The 21,180-nt window shown below is 71.2% G+C and carries 17 protein-coding genes; 9 read left to right on the forward strand and 8 right to left on the reverse strand.

Annotated features, from left to right (window positions below):
• Nucleotides 1–145: 145 nt before the first annotated feature.
• The 3 genes from IAG43_RS23555 to eccE all read right to left on the reverse strand — a co-directional run bounded on the left by IAG43_RS23555 (nt 146) and on the right by eccE (nt 2,740).
• Nucleotides 146–379 carry a DUF397 domain-containing protein gene (locus tag IAG43_RS23555; RefSeq protein WP_147991293.1) on the reverse strand — a complete coding sequence of 78 codons (234 nt, stop codon included), beginning with the start codon at nt 377–379 and terminating at the stop codon, nt 146–148.
• 289 nt (nt 380–668) lie between these two features.
• Nucleotides 669–1,385, reverse strand: coding sequence for a hypothetical protein (locus tag IAG43_RS23560; RefSeq protein ID WP_246574515.1), 717 nt, complete (start codon nt 1,383–1,385; stop codon nt 669–671).
• Nucleotides 1,385–2,740 carry a type VII secretion protein EccE gene (eccE, locus tag IAG43_RS23565; protein ID WP_187742684.1) on the reverse strand — a complete coding sequence of 452 codons (1,356 nt, stop codon included), beginning with the start codon at nt 2,738–2,740 and terminating at the stop codon, nt 1,385–1,387. The genes IAG43_RS23560 and eccE overlap by 1 nt, the downstream gene beginning before the upstream one ends.
• Before the next feature lie 179 nt (nt 2,741–2,919).
• Here eccE and eccB point away from each other — a divergent pair, with 179 nt between their 5' ends.
• The 7 genes from eccB to IAG43_RS23600 all read left to right on the forward strand — a co-directional run bounded on the left by eccB (nt 2,920) and on the right by IAG43_RS23600 (nt 10,414).
• Nucleotides 2,920–4,443, forward strand: coding sequence for a type VII secretion protein EccB (eccB, locus tag IAG43_RS23570; RefSeq protein ID WP_187742685.1), 1,524 nt, complete (start codon nt 2,920–2,922; stop codon nt 4,441–4,443).
• 11 nt (nt 4,444–4,454) lie between these two features.
• Nucleotides 4,455–5,723 (forward strand): type VII secretion-associated serine protease mycosin, encoded by a 1,269-nt coding sequence (gene mycP / locus IAG43_RS23575; RefSeq protein WP_187742686.1) that lies wholly within the window; start codon nt 4,455–4,457, stop codon nt 5,721–5,723.
• 238 nt (nt 5,724–5,961) lie between these two features.
• A complete protein-coding gene (locus IAG43_RS23580) occupies nt 5,962–6,402 on the forward strand; it encodes a hypothetical protein (protein WP_187742687.1) in 441 nt (146 codons plus the stop codon).
• 6 nt (nt 6,403–6,408) lie between these two features.
• Nucleotides 6,409–8,280, forward strand: coding sequence for a mediator complex subunit 15 domain-containing protein (locus IAG43_RS23585; protein WP_187742688.1), 1,872 nt, complete (start codon nt 6,409–6,411; stop codon nt 8,278–8,280).
• 24 nt (nt 8,281–8,304) lie between these two features.
• Entirely contained in the window at nt 8,305–9,567 is a 1,263-nt protein-coding gene (locus IAG43_RS23590) for a S8 family serine peptidase (protein ID WP_187742689.1), read from the forward strand.
• 120 nt (nt 9,568–9,687) lie between these two features.
• Nucleotides 9,688–10,041, forward strand: a complete 354-nt coding sequence (locus IAG43_RS23595) for a WXG100 family type VII secretion target (RefSeq protein ID WP_187742690.1) — start codon at nt 9,688–9,690, stop codon at nt 10,039–10,041.
• Nucleotides 10,042–10,111: 70 nt separating this feature from the next.
• Nucleotides 10,112–10,414, forward strand: a complete 303-nt coding sequence (locus tag IAG43_RS23600) for a WXG100 family type VII secretion target (RefSeq protein WP_147988414.1) — start codon at nt 10,112–10,114, stop codon at nt 10,412–10,414.
• Nucleotides 10,415–10,612: 198 nt separating this feature from the next.
• On the opposite strand, the gene IAG43_RS34610 is transcribed toward IAG43_RS23600, so the two are convergent.
• From IAG43_RS34610 to eccCa, 5 genes are all read right to left on the reverse strand, one after another.
• Nucleotides 10,613–11,176, reverse strand: coding sequence for a hypothetical protein (locus IAG43_RS34610; RefSeq protein WP_246574517.1), 564 nt, complete (start codon nt 11,174–11,176; stop codon nt 10,613–10,615).
• A gap of 83 nt (nt 11,177–11,259) precedes the next feature.
• Nucleotides 11,260–13,563 carry a DUF6571 family protein gene (locus tag IAG43_RS23610; RefSeq protein WP_187742691.1) on the reverse strand — a complete coding sequence of 768 codons (2,304 nt, stop codon included), beginning with the start codon at nt 13,561–13,563 and terminating at the stop codon, nt 11,260–11,262.
• A 4-nt stretch (nt 13,564–13,567) separates the two neighbouring features.
• Entirely contained in the window at nt 13,568–14,068 is a 501-nt protein-coding gene (locus tag IAG43_RS23615; protein WP_187742692.1) for a hypothetical protein, read from the reverse strand.
• A 70-nt stretch (nt 14,069–14,138) separates the two neighbouring features.
• The gene (locus IAG43_RS23620; RefSeq protein ID WP_187742693.1) at nt 14,139–14,783 is read right to left on the reverse strand and encodes a hypothetical protein; all 645 of its coding nucleotides are present in this window, start codon (nt 14,781–14,783) and stop codon (nt 14,139–14,141) included.
• On the reverse strand, nt 14,780–18,754 hold the full coding sequence (eccCa, locus tag IAG43_RS23625) for a type VII secretion protein EccCa (RefSeq protein WP_187742694.1): 3,975 nt from the start codon (nt 18,752–18,754) through the stop codon (nt 14,780–14,782). Before eccCa ends, IAG43_RS23620 begins: the two co-directional genes overlap by 4 nt.
• 267 nt (nt 18,755–19,021) lie before the next feature.
• Here eccCa and eccD point away from each other — a divergent pair, with 267 nt between their 5' ends.
• Together eccD and rpsO are read left to right on the forward strand one after the other, a co-directional pair.
• Nucleotides 19,022–20,524, forward strand: coding sequence for a type VII secretion integral membrane protein EccD (gene eccD, locus IAG43_RS23630; RefSeq protein WP_187742695.1), 1,503 nt, complete (start codon nt 19,022–19,024; stop codon nt 20,522–20,524).
• Nucleotides 20,525–20,690: 166 nt separating this feature from the next.
• Nucleotides 20,691–20,981, forward strand: coding sequence for a 30S ribosomal protein S15 (rpsO, locus tag IAG43_RS23635; RefSeq protein ID WP_018849931.1), 291 nt, complete (start codon nt 20,691–20,693; stop codon nt 20,979–20,981).
• Nucleotides 20,982–21,180: the final 199 nt, after the last annotated feature.

Consider the following 21,180-nt stretch of genomic DNA (forward strand, 5'->3'; position numbering starts at 1 on the left):
GTGCGTCACGCGGGACCCCGACGTGACGCACGCACCCCGGAGCGTGAAGACGTCCCGGACGAACCGGTGCAAACGGACGGGGCCGGCCCGTTCCCGGCGGCCCCGAACCTTCACGTCGTCCCGACGGGCCGAATCCTTCACGCCGTCACGTCAGGTCGAACTCGCCGTCCCGGGCGCCGAGGACGAACGCCCTCCACTCGGCCTCCGTGTAGCGGAGCACCGTCTCCGGATCGAGGGACGAGCGCATCGCCACGGCCCCGTTCGGGAGGTGCGCGATCTCGACGCGCTCCTCGTCCGGGCTCGTGCCCGGCGCCCCCAGCCATTCGACACCGGAGATGTCCAGGGCGTACAGCTCGTCCTTCTCCTGCGCGCTGCCCATGTGGGCTCCTTTCGCTCACGGCCGGACGAACGCCCGGACCGTCACACGGCGCCGTGTGCGCGTCGGCGCACGGCGCCGCACCCCGCCCGATCGTAGGGCAGGCCGACCGTGCTCCGGAGGGCCTTCGCGCCGCCCGCACACGACCGGGTGGCGGGGCCCGCCGGTCCGTCCTGCCCGCCGGCGGCCCGCCTGCCGTCCTGCATGCCGCGCGGGTGCGGCCGGTCCGTCCTGCGTCCGGGGGCGGGACGGTCCGTCCTGCGTCCGCGGGTGGGCCGGTGCCGCGGGTGGGTCAGTCCATCCGGCGTGCCATGCCCAGCAGTCCGGACTCGGCATCCGTCCCGCTCGTCATCACCCAGTGGCGCTCGCGTCCCGAACACCACAGGGTCACCCCGTCCGCCAGCGTGGGCAGGGCGGCGACCTCCGGCTGCGTCAGTCCCAGGATGCGGCCGATCTGCTGGGCCTCCTGCGGCGACACCCGCTGCACCCCGACAAGCGTCGACGCCCGCATCAACCGCGGTGCGACGGGGCTCAGATAGGGGAGCAGGGTCAGCACCGACTGCCACGGCGACGACACCACCCGGCCCCGCGGGGGCCGCATGCCGCAGTCGCGGATCACCACGACCGGGCTGCCCACGGTGGCGCCCATCGGGGGCACCCGCCCGACGTCGTGCAGCGTGATGCACTCCAGGCCCGCGCCCGCCGCCTGCGCCAGCGTCGTCCACTCCTGCCGGCGTCCGGTCTCCACCACGACCCGCGCGCCGGTGCCGGCTGCCCTGAGGGCCAGCACCTGGGCGGTCCACAGGCCGCCGATGAGCAGGACGTCGTACGGCGTCGAACGGTGGAAGCCCACCAGTTGGGGGCGTCCCTCGGCGTCGTCGCCGACGACCACTCCGTCGTCGCCGACCGGCAGGGAGAGCGCGGCGAGATGGCCGGCGGGCATCGAGTGCCCCGCGTGGCGCGGTCCCACGAGGCCGCGCAGCCCCTTCGCCATTCCCGTACGGCCCATCAGCGGGCACCCCCCAGAGGCATCGTCGCCAGCACACCCGGCAGCTGTTCGCGGTCGAGACGCAGCAGACCGACCTTCGCGCCGCGCGCCGCCTGCTCCAGAGCGCGCCGCACGCCGATCAGTTCGGTGTCGGAGCCGCCCGTGATCCGCACGTGCCCTCCGATGTCCATCGTCCCCTGGCGGGTGCCGCGCCGGACGGTGAGGCTGATCGTGGTCGCGTAGGCGGGCACGGCCGTCAGCAGCGAGACCAGCTTCGGCAGCGGAGTCGCGGCCCGGCCGAGCTCCGGCCAGCGGCCCACCGCGTACGAGGTGTGCCAGCGGTCGTCGCACCGCCACACCCGGGAGGTCTCCGCCGTCCGGCGCTGCGGCGCGGCGTCGGGGCGGCCGGCCCGCGACGCCGCGCGCGGGCTCGCACAGGCTGCGGTCGCCACGGTGGAGTTGAGCTCCTCCTGGTCGAGCACCACGGCCTGGAACCCCGCGCCGGTCATGCGGCTGGCGACGTGGTCGGCGACGCGCACCAGGCAGCGCTGAGCACCCTCCATGCCGCCGCCGCGCGCCGCGACCGCCTCGGGACACAGCTCGGGGTCCAGCTTCACGGCGATCCACGTCATGCGGAGCGCGGGTGCGCCGGTCTTCTCCTGGAGCGGGGCGTACGACAGCCGGGCCACCGACTGCTGCGGCAGGTGGGGTGCGGGAGCCGCCCGCACCTGCTGCACGAGCTGCACCGACTCCATCACGATGTCGTCGACCTCGAGGGCGTCGCCGAGCAGCGACAGAGGCAGCGCCCGGGCGCCGAAGGCGGGGCGCAGCGCCGAACCGCTGGCCTCCACACGCACCACGGCCGTCAGGAACGTGCCGTCCCCCAGCATGCCGACCGTCCGGCGGTCGCGGTCCACGAAGGGGGAGGCGCCGAAGCCGGGCAGGCTCTCGGTGACGGGCGCCAGCGACGGGTCGGTGTCCGGACCGGCCGGGGCGCTGCCGCGTCTGCGCGCACGCAACGCGAGGGCCGTCGCCAGCCAGTCGGGAAGGGCGTGCCCGCGCCGGCGGATCACGGCCAGCAGGACGAGCAGACCGGCGACCGTGCCCGTGGGCACGAGCCACAGTCCGCCGCCGAGGGCGAAGCCCACCGCGACGAGGGCCAGCGCGAACTCGACGAGCAGGAGCTGCCGGAGCTGGACGGGGCCGATCCGGCTCGTCCGCGACAGGGGCCGCAGCGTCGTCGCCGCGGGCGCTCCCTGCACCGCGACCGAGGCCGCGGGGGCCTGCCGCCCGGGGTCGTTGCTGCGTTGCCCCCGGGAACTCCCCGTGTCCCGGCCGGTGGTCCGCCCGTGCCGCGTACGCGTCGCCGTACCCATCGCCGCGTTGCCCCCTCGTGTCCGTAATAAGCAATTTCCCATGGGCGTTGACCGGGCGACGAGCCTACCTGAGCAGGAGGACCCGAGCGCCGACAGGCATAGTAGGGGCGGCACGGCGGCAGGCCCTCACGGTGAGTGTGGGAACCTGGTCGCCCAGCGGGGAGAGGGACTGCGTACAGATGGCATCACGTCGGGACGAACTGAACGCCTACACCTTCGCGAAGCGAAGGCTCATCGCACAGTTCCTTCAGCCCAACGCGACGGGTTCCGAGGAGGGCGCACCCCGCCCGCTGCGCGCGGTCGTCCCCGGCGCCATCGTCGCCGTGGTGGTGCTGGCGGTGTTCGCGGCCTGGGGCATGTTCAAACCGGTGGCCCCCAAGGGATGGGACACCCCGAACGAGAACGTCATCATCGCCAGCAAGTCGACCACCCGGTACGTCGTGCTGAAGACGAAGGGCAAGGTCCAGCTCCACCCCGTCCTCAACATGTCGTCGGCGAAGCTGCTGCTCGACCCCGACAAGGGGAAGGTCATCAACGTCGACGAGTCGGTGCTGGACAACGGCAAGATCCCGCACGGCGCGACGCTCGGCATCCCCTACGCCCCCGACCGCCTGCCCGACGCCAAGGTCGCCGGCGTCGCCAAGCGCTGGGCCGTCTGCGAGCGCCCCGGCGAGGGCGGCCGTGCGATCCAGAAGGCGGCGTTCGTGCTCGCCGAGCGCGACGAGAAGAAGACCGAGGGCGCGAACCAGCTCACCGGCGGCGAACTCCTCTACGTGGAGGGCCCCGACGAGACCCGGTACGTCGTCGACGCCCGCGGGACCGCGTACGCGGTGGCCGAGGACGAACTGCTCCTGCGCCAGCTCGTCGGCCACAACCGGGCGGCGCAGCGCGTCTCCAAGGCCTGGCTGGAGACCCTCCACCGGGGCGACACCATCTCCTTCCCCGAGGTTCCCGGCGACCCCGGCGCACCGGCCGGCGCCCCCGGCCTCGCCGACGACGTCAACCGGATCGGCATGGTGCTGTCCGCCACCGACGGGACCAGGAAGCAGCGCTACGTGGTCCTCCAGGGACGCGTGGCCCCGGTCTCCGACTTCACCGCCAAGCTGCTGCTCAACAGCCGCCAGCTCGTCGAGCTCGGCCAGAACGGCCAGGAGACCGCCGTCAGCGCGGGCGCCTTCGCGCCGGGCGGGGCGTTCGGCCAGGACAAGAAGTGGCCGGCCGCCGCACCGGAGGCCGTCAACGACGCGAGCACCGCGCAGGGCAGCCGCAACACCGTCTGCAACGTGCTCCGCAAGGTCGACGAGGACACCGGCGCCACCACCCTGACCACCTGGGCGGGCACCGATTTCCCGGCGCCGCTGCCAACCGGTTCCACCAGCGCCTACGTCACCCCCGGGTCCGGTCAGCTGTTCCGGCAGTTCCAGGGTTCGGACACGAAGACGGGATTCCTCTTCCTGGTCACCGACACCGGGCTGCGCTACGCGATGCAGTCCAACGGCGACAGCGCCACCGACTCCTCCGGCATCGGCTCGTCCGGCTCCGAGGAGGAGCAGCAGGCCCGGCAGCAGGAGGCGGCCCAGGCGCAGAACCGCCTCGGCTACAAGGAGGTCACCCCGCTCCCCGTCCCGGCGCAGTGGTCGACCTTCCTGCCCACCGGACCGCGGCTGTCCACCGGCGCGGCGAGCCAGCCGCAGGGCTCGTGAGGGCGGCGGCGATGACGAAGAGGACGAGCCCTTCCGCGGGCGCCGCCGCGGCACGCCGCCTGCTCACCGTCACGGCCGCCGGCGCCCTCGCCGCGGTCGGGCTGCCGATGTCCACCGCGGTGGCGGACGACGTCACCCAGTGCACCTATCCGGGCCGGGTCTACGAGGGGCGGCCCTGGTCGCTCCAGCGCGTGCTCCTCGACGAGTTGTGGAAGCAGTCCACCGGCAAGGGCGTGCGGGTCGCGGTCATCGACACCGGGGTCGACGTGCGCCACCCGCAGCTGAAGCCGGCCGTCGACACCCGCGCCGGGATCAACCTGATACCGAAGGACGCCAAGGACGACAACGGCAACAAGATCGAGCGCGGCAAGGAGGACGGGACCACCGACACGGTGGGCCACGGCACCAAGGTCGCGGGCATCATCGCCGCCCGGCCCGCCAGGGGCACCGGGTTCAGCGGTCTGGCCCCCGCCGCGACGATCATCCCGATCCAGCAGAACGACGCGGACGGCCGCGGCACCGCGTCCACCCTCGCGCAGGCGATCCGGCACGCGATCGACAAGGAGGCCGACGTCATCAACATCTCCCAGGACACGGCCGACGCCGTCGAGCCCGCCCCCGAGCTGAAGGAGGCCGTCGACGCGGCGCTCGCCGAGGAGATCGTCGTCGTCGCGTCGGCGGGCAACGACGGCCTCGGCGGCAACGTGAAGCGGACCTACCCCGCTTCGTACGAGGGCGTCCTGGCGGTCGCCTCGTCCGACCGCAACAACGAACGGGCCTCGTTCTCCCAGTCGGGAGACTTCGTCGGCGTCGCCGCGCCGGGCGTCGACATGATCTCCACGGTGCCCGGCGGCGGGCACTGCGCCGACAACGGCACCAGTTTCTCGGCCCCCTACGTGGCCGGGCTGGCCGCCCTGGTGAAGGCCAAGCACCAGGACTGGACGCGGCAGCAGATCGTCGCCCAGATCCAGCAGACGGCCGAGCGCTCGGTGGCCGGCCACGACCGGCTGGTGGGCTGGGGCGTCGTCGACCCGGTCCGTGCCCTGACCGAGGACGACCGCCCCGTCGAGAAGCCCGAGGCCCACGAGGGCGTCACCCGCGCCGAGGCCCCGACCCCGGCCGAACTGCACCTCGGAGAACGCCCCGAGGAGCGCTCGGCCCGGCTCGCGACCTACGTGGTCGTGGGCGGCGGAGTGCTCGTCGCCGCGGTCTCGGGCGGCGCGGTGGCGCTGCGGGACTCCCGGCGGCGCAGGCGGAGGATCGCCCGAGGGGCGCTGTGACGAGCGGGTTGTAGCACAATCGGTACGGCATGGTGACTTTGCGGCAGCACATGGGCGGTGCTTCAGTTTTTAACGAATTCCTGTGACCAACAAGCCACTTGGGACTGTCGTAGCCGGTGGCTAAAGTGGTACCCGAGGCGATCAACGGGAAGCGGGACGCCGCGATCGCAATGTATGGCAGTGGTAGCAAACGGGGAGGAATGACTCGTGCCCAGGGCATGTGGTGACGGGGGCGGCAATGGCCATTGACCTCAAGCGCGGTGTCGGTGAGCTCAAGAAGTTCCGGGCCGCGGTCGACCAGGTGCTCTCCTCGCTGGAGAGCGGTGACGGCGGCAAGACGAAGGTGGCGGCCGAGCAGGTCACCCGGGGATCTTTCGGCACCGGTCTTCCCTTCGCGGAGGCGGACGGCTTCCACAAGGAGTACAACCGGGTCCACAAGGCCCTCGTCGACCTCTCGAAGTCGCTCAGCGAACAGATCGAGGTGCTCTCCATCGGCGTGCACGGAGCCGACGTCGGCTACGACAACGTCGACGACTACGAGCGGCAGCGCTTCCACTCCATCAACGCCCGCCTCGACGAGGAGCGCGACGCGATGACCGAGCAGGAGCAGGGTCAGAAGCCGGTCGCGCCGCAGGCGCCGCGCACGGATTCCAAGACCGGCACCACGGATCTGGGGTGATGAGTGATGAGTGACGAGAAGCAGCCCGCCCCGGGCACGCAGCCCCCGCCCGGCACCGAGAAGCCCCTGACGGCGGAGCAGCACGTCCAGGAGCAGACCGAGCAGCAGGAGCAGATCGAGGGCCAGTTCGCCGCCACCGACATGATGGAGCGCCTGCCGGACATGTTCGGCGGCCTGTTCGGCTTCGGGTCCAACGGCAGCGTCTTCGGCTCCACCGCCTTCGACGGCTTCAAGCTCAACGTGATGCTGGACTTCCTGGAGAGCGCCAACCCGGAGCACCTGGAGGGCGCGAGCGAAGCCCTGGTGAAGGCCAACTCCGACATCAACCGGGCCGCCGAGGCCCTCGCGAAGACCGTCGGCGATGTCGACTGGGAGGGCGAGGGCGCGGAGGAGTTCCGCCGCTACGGGGCCGAGGTGGTCAGCTACGCGTGGGCGATCGCCAAGATGGCCAACGCCGCGGGCACCCAGATGAAGGTGGCCAGCGAAGGCCTCGCCTCCGTCCGCAACTCCCGCCCGCCACGCGACAGCCGGCTGATCCAGAAGGACGCCAAGGACTTCACGGTCCCGGAGCGGACGGCGGACAACGAGGACTACCAGAAGGCCCTGCAGGTCGAGAAGAACCGGCAGGAGGCCATCAACCAGATGAACCGCCTCGCGTCGTTCTACGCGGTGTCGCAGGGGACGCTGGCGAGCCAGGAGATCCCGAAGCCGCCGCAGGGGTTCCGCGCGGCGGTGCCGCCGCCGTCAGGGCAGGACGGTGTCGGTCCCGGAGGCACACCCGGCAGCGCAACCTCGGCCCGGCCGTCCACCGCTTTCGCCGGCACGGGGCAGCCCGGCGAGAGCGACACCGTCCAGCGTCCGGGGGCGCTCGGCACCGTGGGCACCGTCACCGACACCTCGATGAAGATCGACAGCGTCACCACGGCACCGCCGCCGACGACCACCGGCCCCGGCCAGCAACACCCCGTGGTGACCACCACCAACCCCACCACCGGTCCGGTCGGCGGCCCGCCGGTCAGCCCGTTCGCGCCGCCCGGACGCACCACGGGTCCCACCACGGCCAACGGCAGGACGTTCAAGCCGGGCGGACGCGAAGGCGTCCCCGGCCCCACCCAGCAGACGGGCCGGTCCGCACAGGGCTACGGCAGGCCCATGACACCTACGACCACGGGCCCCTCCAACACCACCGGTCGCGGTCAGTCGCCGATGGTGGGGCGCCCGGGTGGCCCGGGTATGCCCGCGGGAGGTACGCAGAACCGTCAGACGCCCGCCGCCGGCCGGAGCCAGTCGCCGATGGTGGGCCGCCCGGGTGGCCCGGGCATGCCCGCCGGCGGTCAGAACCGTCAGACCCCAGCGGCCGGCCGCGGTCAGTCGCCCATGGCCGGCCGCCCCGGCGGCCCGGGGGCTCCGGCCGCCGGACGTCAGTCCCCTGCCACGGGCCGCGGCCAGTCCCCGATCGTGGGGCGCCCCGTCGGTGGCCCGGGGCAGTCTGCCAACGGACGCACTGGACCGGCCTCGCCCGCAGCCGGCCGCCCGAGCGGAATCGTCGGCGGCACACCGCAGCGCACCACCGGCAAGAGCGCAGGGTCGCAGCTTCCCAGGGGCACGGTTATCGGCACCGAGTCCCGGAACACCGGGAGCCGGCCAGCCGGCCGGTCCAACCAGACGGGCGTGGTGGGTGCCAACACCCAGAACCGGCCCGCAAAGCCTGCGGGCCGGGGCACGCCCAGCGCCAACGGCGTCGTCGGCACGCCGCGGGCGGCCGGTGCCCGCCCTGCTGACGCGCGGGGCGGCGACCAGCGCTCCGACCATCCGACCCAGGACGAAGAGACCAGGACGAATCTCCGGCGCGGCCCCGTCCCGCCGGTCATCGGCTGACCACGGGAAGGCTCGGAAGCAAGAATGACGGCACGAACTATCGAGGCCCGCAGTGCGCGGCGGGGGTTCGGCACCGCGGCTGCGCTGGTGGCGCTGACGGCAGGATTCGTCGGCGCCGCCCCCGCGGCACACGCCGCTGATGCGCAGTCGATGCAGTGGTACCTGGATGCCATGAACGCGGAGGAGATCTGGAAGACCTCCACGGGCAAGGGCATCACCGTGGCCGTCATCGACTCGGGAGTCGACCCGTCCACCCCGTCCCTGAAGGGGCAGGTGCTCAAGGGATGGGATGCTGCCGAGGCCGAGGGCGACGAGACCGACGATCGCACCGGACACGGTACGACCATGGCGGAGCTCATCGTGGGAACCGGAGCGGGCGGTGGAGTCAAGGGCCTCGCGCCCGGTGCCAAGGTCATTCCCTACCGCGTCAGCGACACCGAGCTGCAGAACAAGGAGAAGGTGAACGCCTTCGACCAGCAGGAGGCGATCAGGGCTGCCGCCGATAGCGATGCTCGCATCATCAACATGTCGTTCGGCAGCGACTTCTATATCTCGCCCATCCGTGAGGCGGTCAAGTACGCGCAGGAGAAGGGCAAGCTCGTCTTCGCCTCTGCGGGCAACGCAGCCACGGACGGCAACAAGAAGCATTACCCGGCTGCTTATCCGGAAGCCATCGCCGTGGCCGCGACTGGCAAGGACGGAAAGGTCGGGGACTTCTCCAACAACGGCGACTACGTCGACCTCGCCGCACCGGGTGCCAACATCCCCGGCTACTGCGACAAGAGCCTGACCCGCTACTGCGACCAGCGGGGCACAAGCCACGCCACCGCCATCGCCTCCGCCTCCGCCGCCCTCATCTGGTCCAAGAACCCCGACTGGACGGCCAACCAGGTCCTCCGTGTCATGTTCGAGTCCGCCGGACGCGGCGAGGACTGGAAGGAAGGCACGGTCAGCAACTACCTCGGGCACGGCATCGTCCGCCCGGGAGCCCACATCAACCGCGGCGTGGGCGCCCCCGGTGACCCGGACATCAGCCCGCTGACCAACACCAAGGTCGGCGGCAAGGGAGGCACCGCCGGCGGCGACGCCTCCTCCGCCACACCCGACCCGTCTGCACCAGCTTCGTCACAAGCCCCGGAGGACAAGTCCGGTGACGACGCCGTCGTGGCAGGCTCCTCCACGGAGTCGGACGACAGCGGCCTGCCGGTCTGGGCCATCGGCGCCGCCGCCGTCGTGGTGCTCGCGGGCGGAGCGTTCGCCGTCGTACGCAAGCGCCGCAGCGCCTGACGGAACGGCCGGGCCGAACAGGCCCGTTCAGACGTTCACCTCACGGTCGTGCACCACATCCGCCATCGGGGGCACGGCACGACCAGCCAGTAATCAAGAAGTTCAGAAGGGAACCCCATCGTGTCTCAGGGCCAGCGGCTTTCAGACCAGCAAGTCATCCAGCTCGAGAAGCAGCTCTTCGAGAAGTTCAACTCGATCAAGGGCCAGCTCACCCAGATCCAGGGCACGATCGACAGCCTCGAGGGTCAGTGGAAGGGCATCGGCGCCGGGGCCTTCAACACCAAGCAGCAGGAGATCAACACCTCCATGGTGCGCCTCGGCAACATCCTCGCGAAGTTCCTCGAGGCCATGAGCCAGTCGCGCAAGATCAAGGACGGCACCGAGGACGACGTCCGCGCCGCCGTGCAGGCCATCAACGTCGACCTCGGCGTGGGCACCAACGCCGCTCCCCGGTCCGGCCTCGCCGGCCTGTAGAGCCCACTGGGCGCACTCCACCCCGGCGGACGCCCGCCGGGTGACCACACCGCAGTGAGATGAGGGAATCATGGGCATGAACTCGGGCGACGAGCTCGTAGTCAAGTACGACGGCCTCGACGTGGCGGCGACCACGCTGGGCAACCAGGCCAAGAAGCTCGAAGAGGACCTTCGGGAGATCAAGACGGCCATGGCCACCGTCGCCGCCGGCTGGGAGGGCGAGGCGCACAACGCCTACGTCCAGGAGCAGGTGAAGTGGGACAAGGAGGCCGCCGACATCCACAAGGCCCTGATGCAGATCGGCCAGGTCGTGGCCAACGCGGGCGGCGACTACATGGGCGGCGACAAGAAGGCCGCCAGCTACTTCGCCTGATCCGTCACCGGCCCCGGCCGGGACACATCGGGACACCGCACAGGGGGTGGGCACGCGCGAGGGGTGCCCACCCCCTGGTGTGTCCGGAGGTCCGTCCGGGCACCACCCCGCCGCGTCGTGCGAGCTGTGTACCGGGATCCGCCGGGCCGTGATGAGTCCTGATGGGACCTGCGGGGAACGCGAGCCGCGCCCGTCCCGTCATCGCGAGGTGCACACGTCCGATGAACGTGTCGCCTCGCTGTAGGCGGTGATCAGTTGCTTCATCGCCGCCTTGTCGCCGTCCTCCACCTGTGTCTCGAGGACGGTGAACAGGTCTCCTCCGAACGTCGGGCTCGTGCAGCCGTCCACCCGCCCGACCGCACCGGTCCCCGAGTAGAGGTAGGTGCCGGTGGATTCGTGGTCGGCCATGTTCACCCGCTCGTGGTCGAGCGCGACCTCGGACGGGCGCTCGCCCTTCTCCCGCCACTCCGTCGCGGCTGTCAGTGCCCGCTCGCCGTCCACGGTGACCACGCAGCGCTTCACGCCTGCCGCGGGCTCGCCCTCGGTCCGGCTCGCCACCGCACTTCCGGACGGCAGGAACGGCGCCAGGAGGTCCGCCGGGACGGGGGTGCCGCACAGCGACGAGGGAACCGCGTACTCCCTGGCCTCCCCGTTCGACGCCGACGAGCACGCGCCGAGACCGCATGCCAGCGCGACGAGGGCGAATGCCCCGGCCGCGCGCTTGCGGAGCAGGGCCGGACGGGTGGACGGGGTGATCTGCAAAGGTGTCTCCTGGACGGTGCCGAGGGGCCCGGAAGCCCTCCGGCCGGGGCGGACCCGAGTGATGTCGCCGGGTGATGCTCCCATCAGATGTTCGTCTGGAGCTCCGGAGCCACCCGGTCGGAGAAGTTGCCTCCGAAGTCGTAGCCGTCGCGCACTCCCGAGCGGGCGTACTCCGCGATGTCTCCCGGATCGTCGAGCCCATGCGCCTTCGCCGCCGCATCGGCGGCGCCGGCTGTGTGCTTGATGTTCGTTTCGAGGCCGTTCTCCCAGTCCTTGCCCATCTGGGCTCCGGCACCCTCCTTGGCGTTGCCCTCGGCGTCCATGAAGAGGCCTTCGAGGATCATGCCGCTCACCGTCGACGCGGCGCCTCCGGCGGCTGCCCCGACCAGAGGACTCGCCACGAAGGAGGTACCGACGCCAATGCCCGTCCCCACGACACCCGAGATTCCGGACTTCCACATGGCAACCGACTGCTCGTATTCCTTGTCGGCGGTTTCCGCGTCTCCGGCTGTCGCTTCCTGCCTGCCGACGTTCAGAGTGGCGGACACCTCGCCGGAGGCATGGGCGATCTCCCGCACCACGAGCTGTCGATCGTCGGAGTACCGATCGGACGGCGGCAGGTCGGGGTTGAGGTGATAGTCCATCAGGTTGGCCATGTACGCCTTCTGACCGACCTCGACGGCTGCGTACCCCTCGGGGTCCTGGCCGACGGTGAGCAGGAAGCGGGAGACGTCGCGGTGATCCATCACGGCCTCGCTCCCCGAGATCGGAAACAGTCGTTCGATCCTCGCGCGGGCTTCCTTCTCGGCCTGGGTCGCGTTCGGGTCCGCGTTCGTCTCCGTCGTCGCGCGGTTGATGTCCGGCAGGTACTCGGAGGCGATCTGTCCCATGCTGTCGGACATGTAGCCGTGGTCGGTGAGCCGCTTGTTGTCCTCGGAGATGGAGTGGACAAGGCTCTCCATCAGGCGTGTCTGCTCGGCGTTGTGCGGCGGGGTGTCCGCCGTGGGGAGTTCGCCCGCCGGGTGCCCGGTCGTCGCCGCCTCCAGCGCCATGGCCATGTAGTTGCGGCCCGCGATGCTGTCGTCGCCCTTGTCGTCCATGTCCTTCGGCCAGTCCCGCTCCTCGAAGAGGTACTCGAAGTTGCTGAGCCCGACCTTGCCGTTCTTGCCGTCGCCGTCGGTGTCCCGCTCGAACTCGTGGTCTTCGTCCTTGGTGACGAAGTCGGCGCCGAAGAAGTCGGTCGCCGCGCCGGGGCTGTTGGCGAGCGCCCGCATGAACCCCGTCATCGGGTCGTACCCGCCGTCGGTGCCCGTGCGGTTGAGCATGGGGTCGACGCCCATCGGGTGCCAGGCCATGGGCTCGTGCCGGCCGTTGTCGGTCAGCTTCTTCTCGGTCTCGATGAGCCTGGTGCCGTAGTCGGTGAGGAACCGGTCGTCGAAGTCGCCGTACCGCATCAGGTTGCTCATGACCTGGAAGCCCATGGTGCCGCTGTGCTTGGAGACCGGCTGGTCCCCGAGGTTGACCATGTCCACCTTCCAGCGGGACATCTCGGGGGTGTCCGCCTGGGTGGCCTGGGCGAGGGTCAGGCTCAGGTTCTTCTGGAGTTCGCCGTACTTCTCGACCCGCTCGGAGCCGACCTCGTAGGCGAGACGCGGGTCGTTGAGACCGGCCCAGAAGTCGAGCGTGCCCTTGGCCCCCAGTTCGTCCGCGAAGTGCTCGGCGAAGATCGGGTCGTCGGCGTGCGTCTTCAGACCGTTGTTGAGGGCGTCGAAGTCGGCCGGGGTGAGGTCCTCGGGCTTCTTCCTCGCGATGGCCGCCAGGCGCTCGGCGTCCTTGACGGCGGCGGTCGCCGAGTCGCGGTCCTTGTACACCGCGTCGGAGAACCCGTGGTCCGTGAGGTCGACGAGCGCCTTGAGCGACGTGGAGGCCGTGGTGTCGATCTCGGTGGCCTTGTCCAGGATCCCCTGGAGCTCGTTGCGGAGGCCGGTGACGTCCTCCTGCCCGCCGGGCGCCTTCTGGTCCGGGTTCTCCCGGACGGTGAATCCGCCGCCGGAAGAGGTGACCGACAGGTGCTTGCCCCGGCCGCGCTCGATGGCCTCCTTGAGCAGCCGCTGCTGCGTCTTGAGCTCGTCCCTCGTGTCCCGCATGATGTCGCGGATCGAGGTCGCCTGGGTCACCGCGTCGCCGAACTCCCCGGACGTCCTGCCGACGAACTCCCGGCTGATGGTGGCGTTGTCGCCCGCCCAGTTCGCCTTGAGCGCCTTCTTCCGGAGACCATCGTCCGCGTCGCGCTTCAGCTCGCCGAGCTTGGTGATCATCGACGTCCAGTCGCCGACGGTGTCGTCGAGCGTCTTGAAGTTCGCCGAGTGCAGATCGTCGAAGTTCACCGGCCTACTCCCCGTCCTTCTTCGGCTTCTCGCCGTAGATCCCGTTCGGCTTGCCGGGGGCGGCCCATGCCTCGTCGAAGCCCGCGTCGAGTGTCTGGATCGAGCTGACGTGCCGCGCGATGAAGACCTCGTCACCCGCGTGCGCGTTCTTGGTGAAGTCCATGTGGTTGGAGATCAGCGCGCAGGCGTCCATCACGGAGCCGAGCTGCTTGTCCCAGCGCATCGACACGTGCTGGAGTGCCGCGCCCAGCGCGAAGCCCTGGCCGGTCAGGTCAGTGGCCGTGGTGTCCGTGCTGGTGACCCGGGCCTCCTTCCAGAGGCGGTTGTACAGCTTGAATGCCTCGTCGCCGATGGCCGCCAGATCCTGCTGGTCGACTCTCAGGTCACCGCCGGCCGGATTGCCCGAGTTGGGCCTGTCCTCTTCGGGTATCCCGTTGAGCTGCATCTGCGCCGACCCCTTGTCGGCCGCCGATGCCTTCAGCTGATCCCACTCGTCCCAGGCCATGTGCCGGGCTCCTTCCCCCGTACGACGATGGACGTTCGCATTCCGTTTCAACCTATGCGATGGGCGGCGGCTATCCGCAAGGGGCGTCCACGATGTCGGTACTGACGCGGTACAGAAGGCTGTCCAGCGCCGCGTCCCGCTCGGACTGCCCCGGCAGCGGCACGGCGTGGACGGTCAGACAGATCCCGCCGATCTCGTACCGCTCGGTGAACGGGCCCGCCGGGTCCGCCGCGCCGCCGGGCTCCGGCGACGCACCGCCCTGACGGCTCGCCTCCGAGTCCCAGTCGCCCTCCGCCTCCTCCTCGTCGACCAGCACCGCGACCGGGTCGTCGCGCTCCGGGCCCTTCAGCCGCGGATCGATGAACGCGTCCCACGCCCCGTCGCCGCCGGGCCACTTGTGCCGGCCCTCGCCGTCCTCGGTCTCCAGGTTCAGCGCCGCGTACTCCACCCGGTCGAGGATCTCCGCGTGGTCGGCGCCGGTCTCGAAGACCCCCGCCAGGCGCAGCGCGCCCACCGCCTGCCACCCCAGGAACAGCCCGAGCCCCACGAGCAGCACCCGGCGCCACAGGAACGACGCGGACGACGGCTCGTGCGCCCCGGGGTCGTCGAGTCCTGGCGCCCGGAAGCGCCACCACAGCCGGCGCGGGTCGACGAAGAGCCCGAAGGCCGTGAACGCCACCGCGAAGACCCCGGCGAAGACCGCCGCCGCGATCACGACGAGTGCTCCGCCGACACCAGACCCGTCTGCACGAGCGGGTTGCCCCGCTGCCGGGACACGAACACGCCGCGGCCGGGCGGCATCGGCCGCATCCGGACGCCGCCGAGGATGTCGCCCTCCGTCGGGTCGCCCGACAGCAGCACGCCCTGCGCGCCCAGCTCCGTCATGCGCTGCATGAACGCCTCGTAGCCCGCGCGGGACGCGCCCGCCGAACTGCGGGCGATCACGAAGCGCACGCCCACGTCACGGGCGAACGGCAGCATCTCCGTCAGCTTCGCCAGCGGGTTGCCGCTCGACGTGGACACCAGGTCGTAGTCGTCGACGACCACGAACACGTCCGGACCCTGCCACCAGCTCCGGTCCCGCAGCTGCTGGGCCGTGACCTCGGCGGACGGCGCCCGCCGCTGCATCAGCTCGGCCAGCGCGTCGACATGGTGGTCCATGTTGTTCGACATCGGCACGTACTCGGCGAGGTGCGAGGCGGGGGTGACGTCGAGCAGCGCACGGCGGTTGTCGATCACGAAGAACTTCGCGGCGTTCCCGTCGTACCGCTCGGTGATCTGCTTGATGAGCAGCCGCAGCAGGTTGGACTTGCCGGACTCGCTCTCGCCGAACACCAGGAAGAACGGGTCGCGTTCGAAGTCGACGAAGACCGGCTCCAGGTTGTTCTCGTCGATGGCGAACGCCACGCCGCGCCGCGGCTCCGCGAAGCCCGCCGGCAGCTGCTGCGCAGGGAACTCGCGCGGCAGCAGACGCACCTTCGGCGCCGTCGGCCCCGTCCAGTGGCGGCTGACCTCCTGCACCATGGCCGTGGTCGCCTCGGCCAGGTCGCTGTCCGACTGGATGCCGTCGATGCGCGGCACGGATGCCATGAAGTGCAGCTTCTCGGGGACCAGACCGCGGCCCGGCACGCCCTGGGGCACGTTGACGGCGAGCTTGCGGTCGACCTCGGAGTCCATGGTGTCGCCGAGCCGCAGCTCCAGACGGTTCAGCAGCTGGTCCTTGATGTTGGACCGCACGTCCATCGACCGCGACGCGGTGAGCACGACGTGGATGCCGTAGCCGAGCCCGCGCACCGCCATGTCGACCACGGCGGACTCCAGGCCCTCGTAGTCGTTGCGGAAGTTGCCCCAGCCGTCGATGACGAGGAAGACGTCGCCCCACGGCTGCTCGGCCACCGAGATCTCGCCCCGCGCGCGCAGCCTGCGGTACGTGTTGATGGAGTCGATGCCCGCGCTGCGGAAGTACTCCTCGCGGCGGGCCAGGATCCCGTAGACCTCGGCCACCGTGCGCCGCACCCGCTCGGGGTCGAGGCGCGAGGCGACCCCGCCGACGTGCGGCAGGCCCGCGATCGAGGACATGCCGCCGCCGCCGAAGTCCAGTCCGTAGAACTGCACCTCCTGCGGGGTGTGGGTGAGCGCGAAGGCGGAGATCAGCGTCCGCAGCAGCGTCGACTTGCCGGACTGCGGGCCGCCGACGATCTGCATGTGGCCCGCGGCACCGGAGAAGTCCCGGTAGAGCACGTCGCGCCGCTGCTCGAACGGCTTGTCGACGACGCCCAGCGGGACGACCAGCTTGCCCGAGCCCTCGAAACCGGGCTGCGTCAGGCCGCGCCCCTCCACCCCGGCGAGACCCGGCAGGATCTCGTCCAGCGGCGGCGGGTTGTCGAGCGGCGGCAGCCACACCTGGTGGGCCTCCGCGCCCCGGCCCTCCAGCCGGCGCACGATCACGTCCAGGACGGAGTCGGCGAGCGCGTCGTCCTCCGGGGGCCGCGCGTCCGGGACGCGCGGCTGCGCGGCCGGCTCGACGTAGCGGACCGGTACCGGAGCCGCGGTGAACGCGACGGGCCGCCGGTCGACCGGCAGCGGACCGCCGGGGACGACCGCGTGCTGGTTGCTCCGGTACACGCCGGAGACGTACGCCGCCTTGAAACGCACCATCTCGTCGGTGCCGTACTTCAGGAACCCCGAACCGGGGACGTTGGGCAGGGTGTACGCGTCCGGCACGCCGATCGCCGCCCGCGACTCCGCGGCCGAGAACGTCCGCAGACCGATCCGGTAGGACAGGTACGTCTCCAGACCGCGCAGCCGCCCCTCCTCCAGGCGCTGCGAGGCGAGCAGCAGGTGCACGCCGAGCGAGCGGCCGATGCGGCCGATCTGCACGAACATCTCGATGAAGTCCGGCATCGCGGTCAGCAGCTCGCTGAACTCGTCGATCACCAGGACCAGCGAAGGGATCGGCTGGAGCGGCGCGCCCGCCGCACGGGCCTTCTCGTAGTCGTGGATGTTGGCGTAGTTGCCCGCGTCGCGCAGCATCTCCTGGCGGCGGTTGAGCTCGCCGCGGATGGAGTCGCCCATGCGGTCGACCAGGGTGAGGTCGTCCGCCAGGTTGGTGATGACCGCCGCCACGTGCGGCATCTGCGACATGCCCGCGAAGGTGGCGCCGCCCTTGAAGTCGGCGAGGACGAAGTTCAGCGTCTCCGACGAGTGGGTCACCGCGAGGCCCAGCACCAGGGTGCGCAGCAGCTCCGACTTTCCGGAACCGGTGGCGCCGACGCACAGACCGTGCGGGCCCATGCCCTCCTGCGCGGCCTCCTTGAGGTCGAGCATCACCGGGCTGCCGTCCTCGCCGACACCGATCGGGACGCGCAGCCGCTCGGACTGGGAGCGCGGCCGCCAGGTGCGGGCCACGTCGACGGAGGCGGCGTCGCCGAGGTTCAGCAGGTCGGTGAAGTCGAGGTTGGCGAGCAGCGGCTCGTCGTCGTCACCGCCGCTTCCTATGCGCAGCGGGGCGAGCTGCCGGGCGAGCGCCTCGGCCGCCTCCAGTCCCAGACGGTCGGGGGAGCCGTCGTAGACGAGGCCGTGGCCGGACTCCAGCTGCAGCGAGTCAGGGTGCACGGTCACCGACAGCCCGCCGCGCGGGCCGTTGTGCTCGCCGGGCACGACCTCGACGATCGTGACGCCCTGGAGCCCTTCGGGAGCGGAGAGGGCCGACGCCTGCGGCACCGACTGCCCGTCCAGCACGACCACGATGTGCGGCTGGTCGAGGAGGGGGTGGTTGCCGCCCTGGAAACGCGGCCTGCCCTCCAGCCGGGTGGCCAGCATGTCCTGGAGCTCGCGCGGATCGGTGGTGATCAGCCGGCGGGAGCCGGCGCCGTCACCGGGACCGCCGTCCTGGACGTGCGGCAGCCACTTCGCCCACTCCCACTGGGGAGCGGCGGACGGCGCACAGGCCACGGCGACGACCAGGTCCTCGGGGGAGTGCAGCGCCGCCAGCGAGCCGACCATGGCGCGGGTCGCCGACCGCGCGGAGTCGGCGTCGCCGGTGACGGTCAGGTGGTAGAAGGCGCGCAGCGACACCGCCATGGGCAGGTTGTCCACGGTGCCGTGCGCGTTGACGAACTGCTGCATCGCGCCGGCGGTGAGCGGTTCCAGCTCGTCGACGGGACCGGTCTCGGGGGCGAGGATCGGCGTCGCGAGCTGCTGGCTGCCCAGCCCGACGCGCACCTGCGCGAAGTCGTCGTCGGCCACGCGCCGCTCCCAGACCCGGCTGCCCTCGGCGACCAGCGCCCACAGCTGCTCGGGCGACGGGTGCAGATAGAACTGCGCGTCCCGCTGGAGGTGCGCGGTCCGCAGCACGGAACGGCGGGTCTGCGTCAGATACTTCAGATAGTCGCGCCGCAGATCGGCGAGCTGCCCCTGGGTGCCGCGCCGGTAGCGCACGAGCATCGCGATGGCCATGGCGACCGTGGACGCGATCATCACCATGCCCATGATCCGCATGATCGGGTTCGGGGTCATGAAGAAGAAGACCACCGAACCGCCCATGCCGAGCATCGGCAGGAGCTGCATCAGGGCGCCCTCCTGCTGTCCGCGGGGCAGCTCGGGCGGTGGTTGCAGCTGCACCTGCTCGCCGGGCACTTCGGACGGCAGGGCCCGTGGTGGGCGCTTGACGACGATCTGACTCACAGCTCACCAATTCCCTTGGCGGAGGGAAACTTCCTATCGGCGCCCCCGTGGCGACGGGCCCCCTCCGCGGTCAGGGATCCTACTTGCGTCAGCAGCGACGGGTGGGCGGTAGGGTGGCGCGACGGATTTGCGCAGCCATGAACTACCGCAAAAAAAGGGTCATTCGGAGCGCAACGACGGGTGGGCCGGCCGGGACGGCTCCGACCGCCCGGATCGCATGTCAGGCCAGCCGGCCAGGATCACCACGAGGGGAAGCAACAGGTGAGTATGACGGCCCCAGCCACGACCCAGGGACCCGGCCGGTCCGCGCCCGCGACCGTGTCGGCATCGGGCACGGGCTTCTGCCGCGTGACGGTGGTGGCACCCGACGGCCGTGTCGACGTCGCGCTGCCCGAGGACATCGCCGTCGCCGACCTGTACCCGGAGATCCTGCGCCTGTCCGGCCAGACCCCCGAGCAGGGCGCCCCCGTCGGCTACCACCTGGTGCGCCGCGACGGCACCGTGCTCGACGGCGGCCGTTCCCTGTCGGCGCAGCGCATCCTCGACGGCGAGCTGCTCTCCCTGCGCCCGTTCGCCGACTCGCTGCCGCCCGCCGTCTTCGACGACGTGTCCGACGCGGTCGCCTCCGCGGTCGCCAAGGACCGCACCCTGTGGAGCGACGCGCTGATGCGCGGCGCCGGCCTCGTCGGCGGCTCGGTCCTGATGGTCCTGCTCGCCTTCGTGCTGTGGACGGCGGACCCCCGCCACGACATGCACGGCCTGCCCGGCATCCTCGCCGCCGTCACCGCCGTCCTGCTGCTCGCCCTCTCCGGCGTGCGGGTCCGCGTCTACGACGACCGCGGCTCCGCCGTCGCCCTCGGCATCGGTGCGATGGCGAACGCCGGGGTCGCGGGCGCCGGCCTGCTGCCGCTCGCCCAGGGCGAGGGCATAGGCAAGCTCCAGTTCCTGCTGGCCTGCGCCGCGGTCCTGCTCTGCTCCGTCGTCCTCACCATCCTGGCCCCGGCCGGGGACGGCCCCTTCGTCGCCTTCGTCTTCGCCTCCGCCATCGGCCTGCTGGTCACCTTCGTCGCCATCCTGACCGAGCTGCGGCCCTCCGAGACGGCCGCCGTCTGCGCCCCGCTCGCCGTCGGCCTCCTCGCGTTCCTCCCCGGCCTGTCCACCCGCTTCGCCCGGCTGCCGATCGGCTTCGAACCGCCCCGCACCGGCGTCGGCGGCTACGGCACGGACCCCGAGCAGCAGCAGGGCCCGGTGGACGCCGTCCGCATCGCCGCGCAGGCCCGCCGCGGGCACGAACTGCTCGTCGGACTGGTCGGCGGCTGCGCCCTGGTCGCCGTCGGCGCCGCGGCCGTACTCGGCTTCTCGGACAGCATCTGGGGACAGCTGCTCGCCCTCGCGACGGGCATCGCCATGCTGATGCGCGCCCACCTCTTCCGCTACACCGCGCAGGTCGGCTGCGCCCTCGCCGCGGGACTGGGCGCCCTGGTGCTGCTCGGCCTGGGCCTGTGCCTCAACCCGCCGGTGGAGATGATCCAGGCCGCCGTCAAGGGCGACGGCACGGCGCTGGACATCCGCACCGTCTGGCTCTCGGCCGCCATCGCCGGCGTCGCCGCGATCATCACCGCGATCGGCCTGGTCGTCCCGCGCAAGGGGGTCACCCCCTTCTGGGGCCGCTTCCTGGAGGTCGCGGAGACGTTCGTCCTGCTGACGCTGGTCCCGCTGACCCTCGCCGTCTTCGACGTGTACCACTCCATCCGCGCGCTGACCTCCTGATCCGGGCTGGTACGCTGTACGACGGCCGTTTGTGTACGCGATCTCCGGAAGCCTCCGCGCCTCTGGGACCCGCGCCCATCGGACCTTCGCCTCCGAGTCATGGAAGCTCCCCTGAGACACAGACCAGGGGCACTCGCGGGCGCATCGAACACATGAGGAGTACCGAGTGTCTCTCGACGCCGCTACGAAGAAGCAGATCATCAGCGAGTTCGGCACCAAGGAGGGCGACACCGGCTCCCCCGAGGTCCAGGTCGCGATGCTCTCCCGCCGCATCTCGGACCTGACCGAGCACCTCAAGACGCACAAGCACGACCACCACTCCCGCCGTGGTCTGCTGATCCTCGTCGGCCAGCGTCGCCGCCTGCTGCAGTACCTGGCCAAGAAGGACATCCAGCGCTTCCGTACGCTGGTCGACCGCCTCGGCATCCGCCGCGGTGCGGCCGGCGGCGCCAAGTAGCTCGCACGCAGGGGAGCGGTTCCCGTCGGGGACCGCTCCCTTTGCCGTACATGCGTCTGTGCGTGCGCGACATACGGCAGGGCAATTAGTCTGGTCACACAACGCACCATTCGGCGCGACGGAAGCCGCCTGATCGCCGCCGGTCCTCGGTAGTGGCCCCCGGACATCAACGTTCCGGGTGCTTCGATCGAAGACCGGC

The organism is Streptomyces genisteinicus (genome assembly GCF_014489615.1).
Classification (GTDB): domain Bacteria; phylum Actinomycetota; class Actinomycetes; order Streptomycetales; family Streptomycetaceae; genus Streptomyces; species Streptomyces genisteinicus.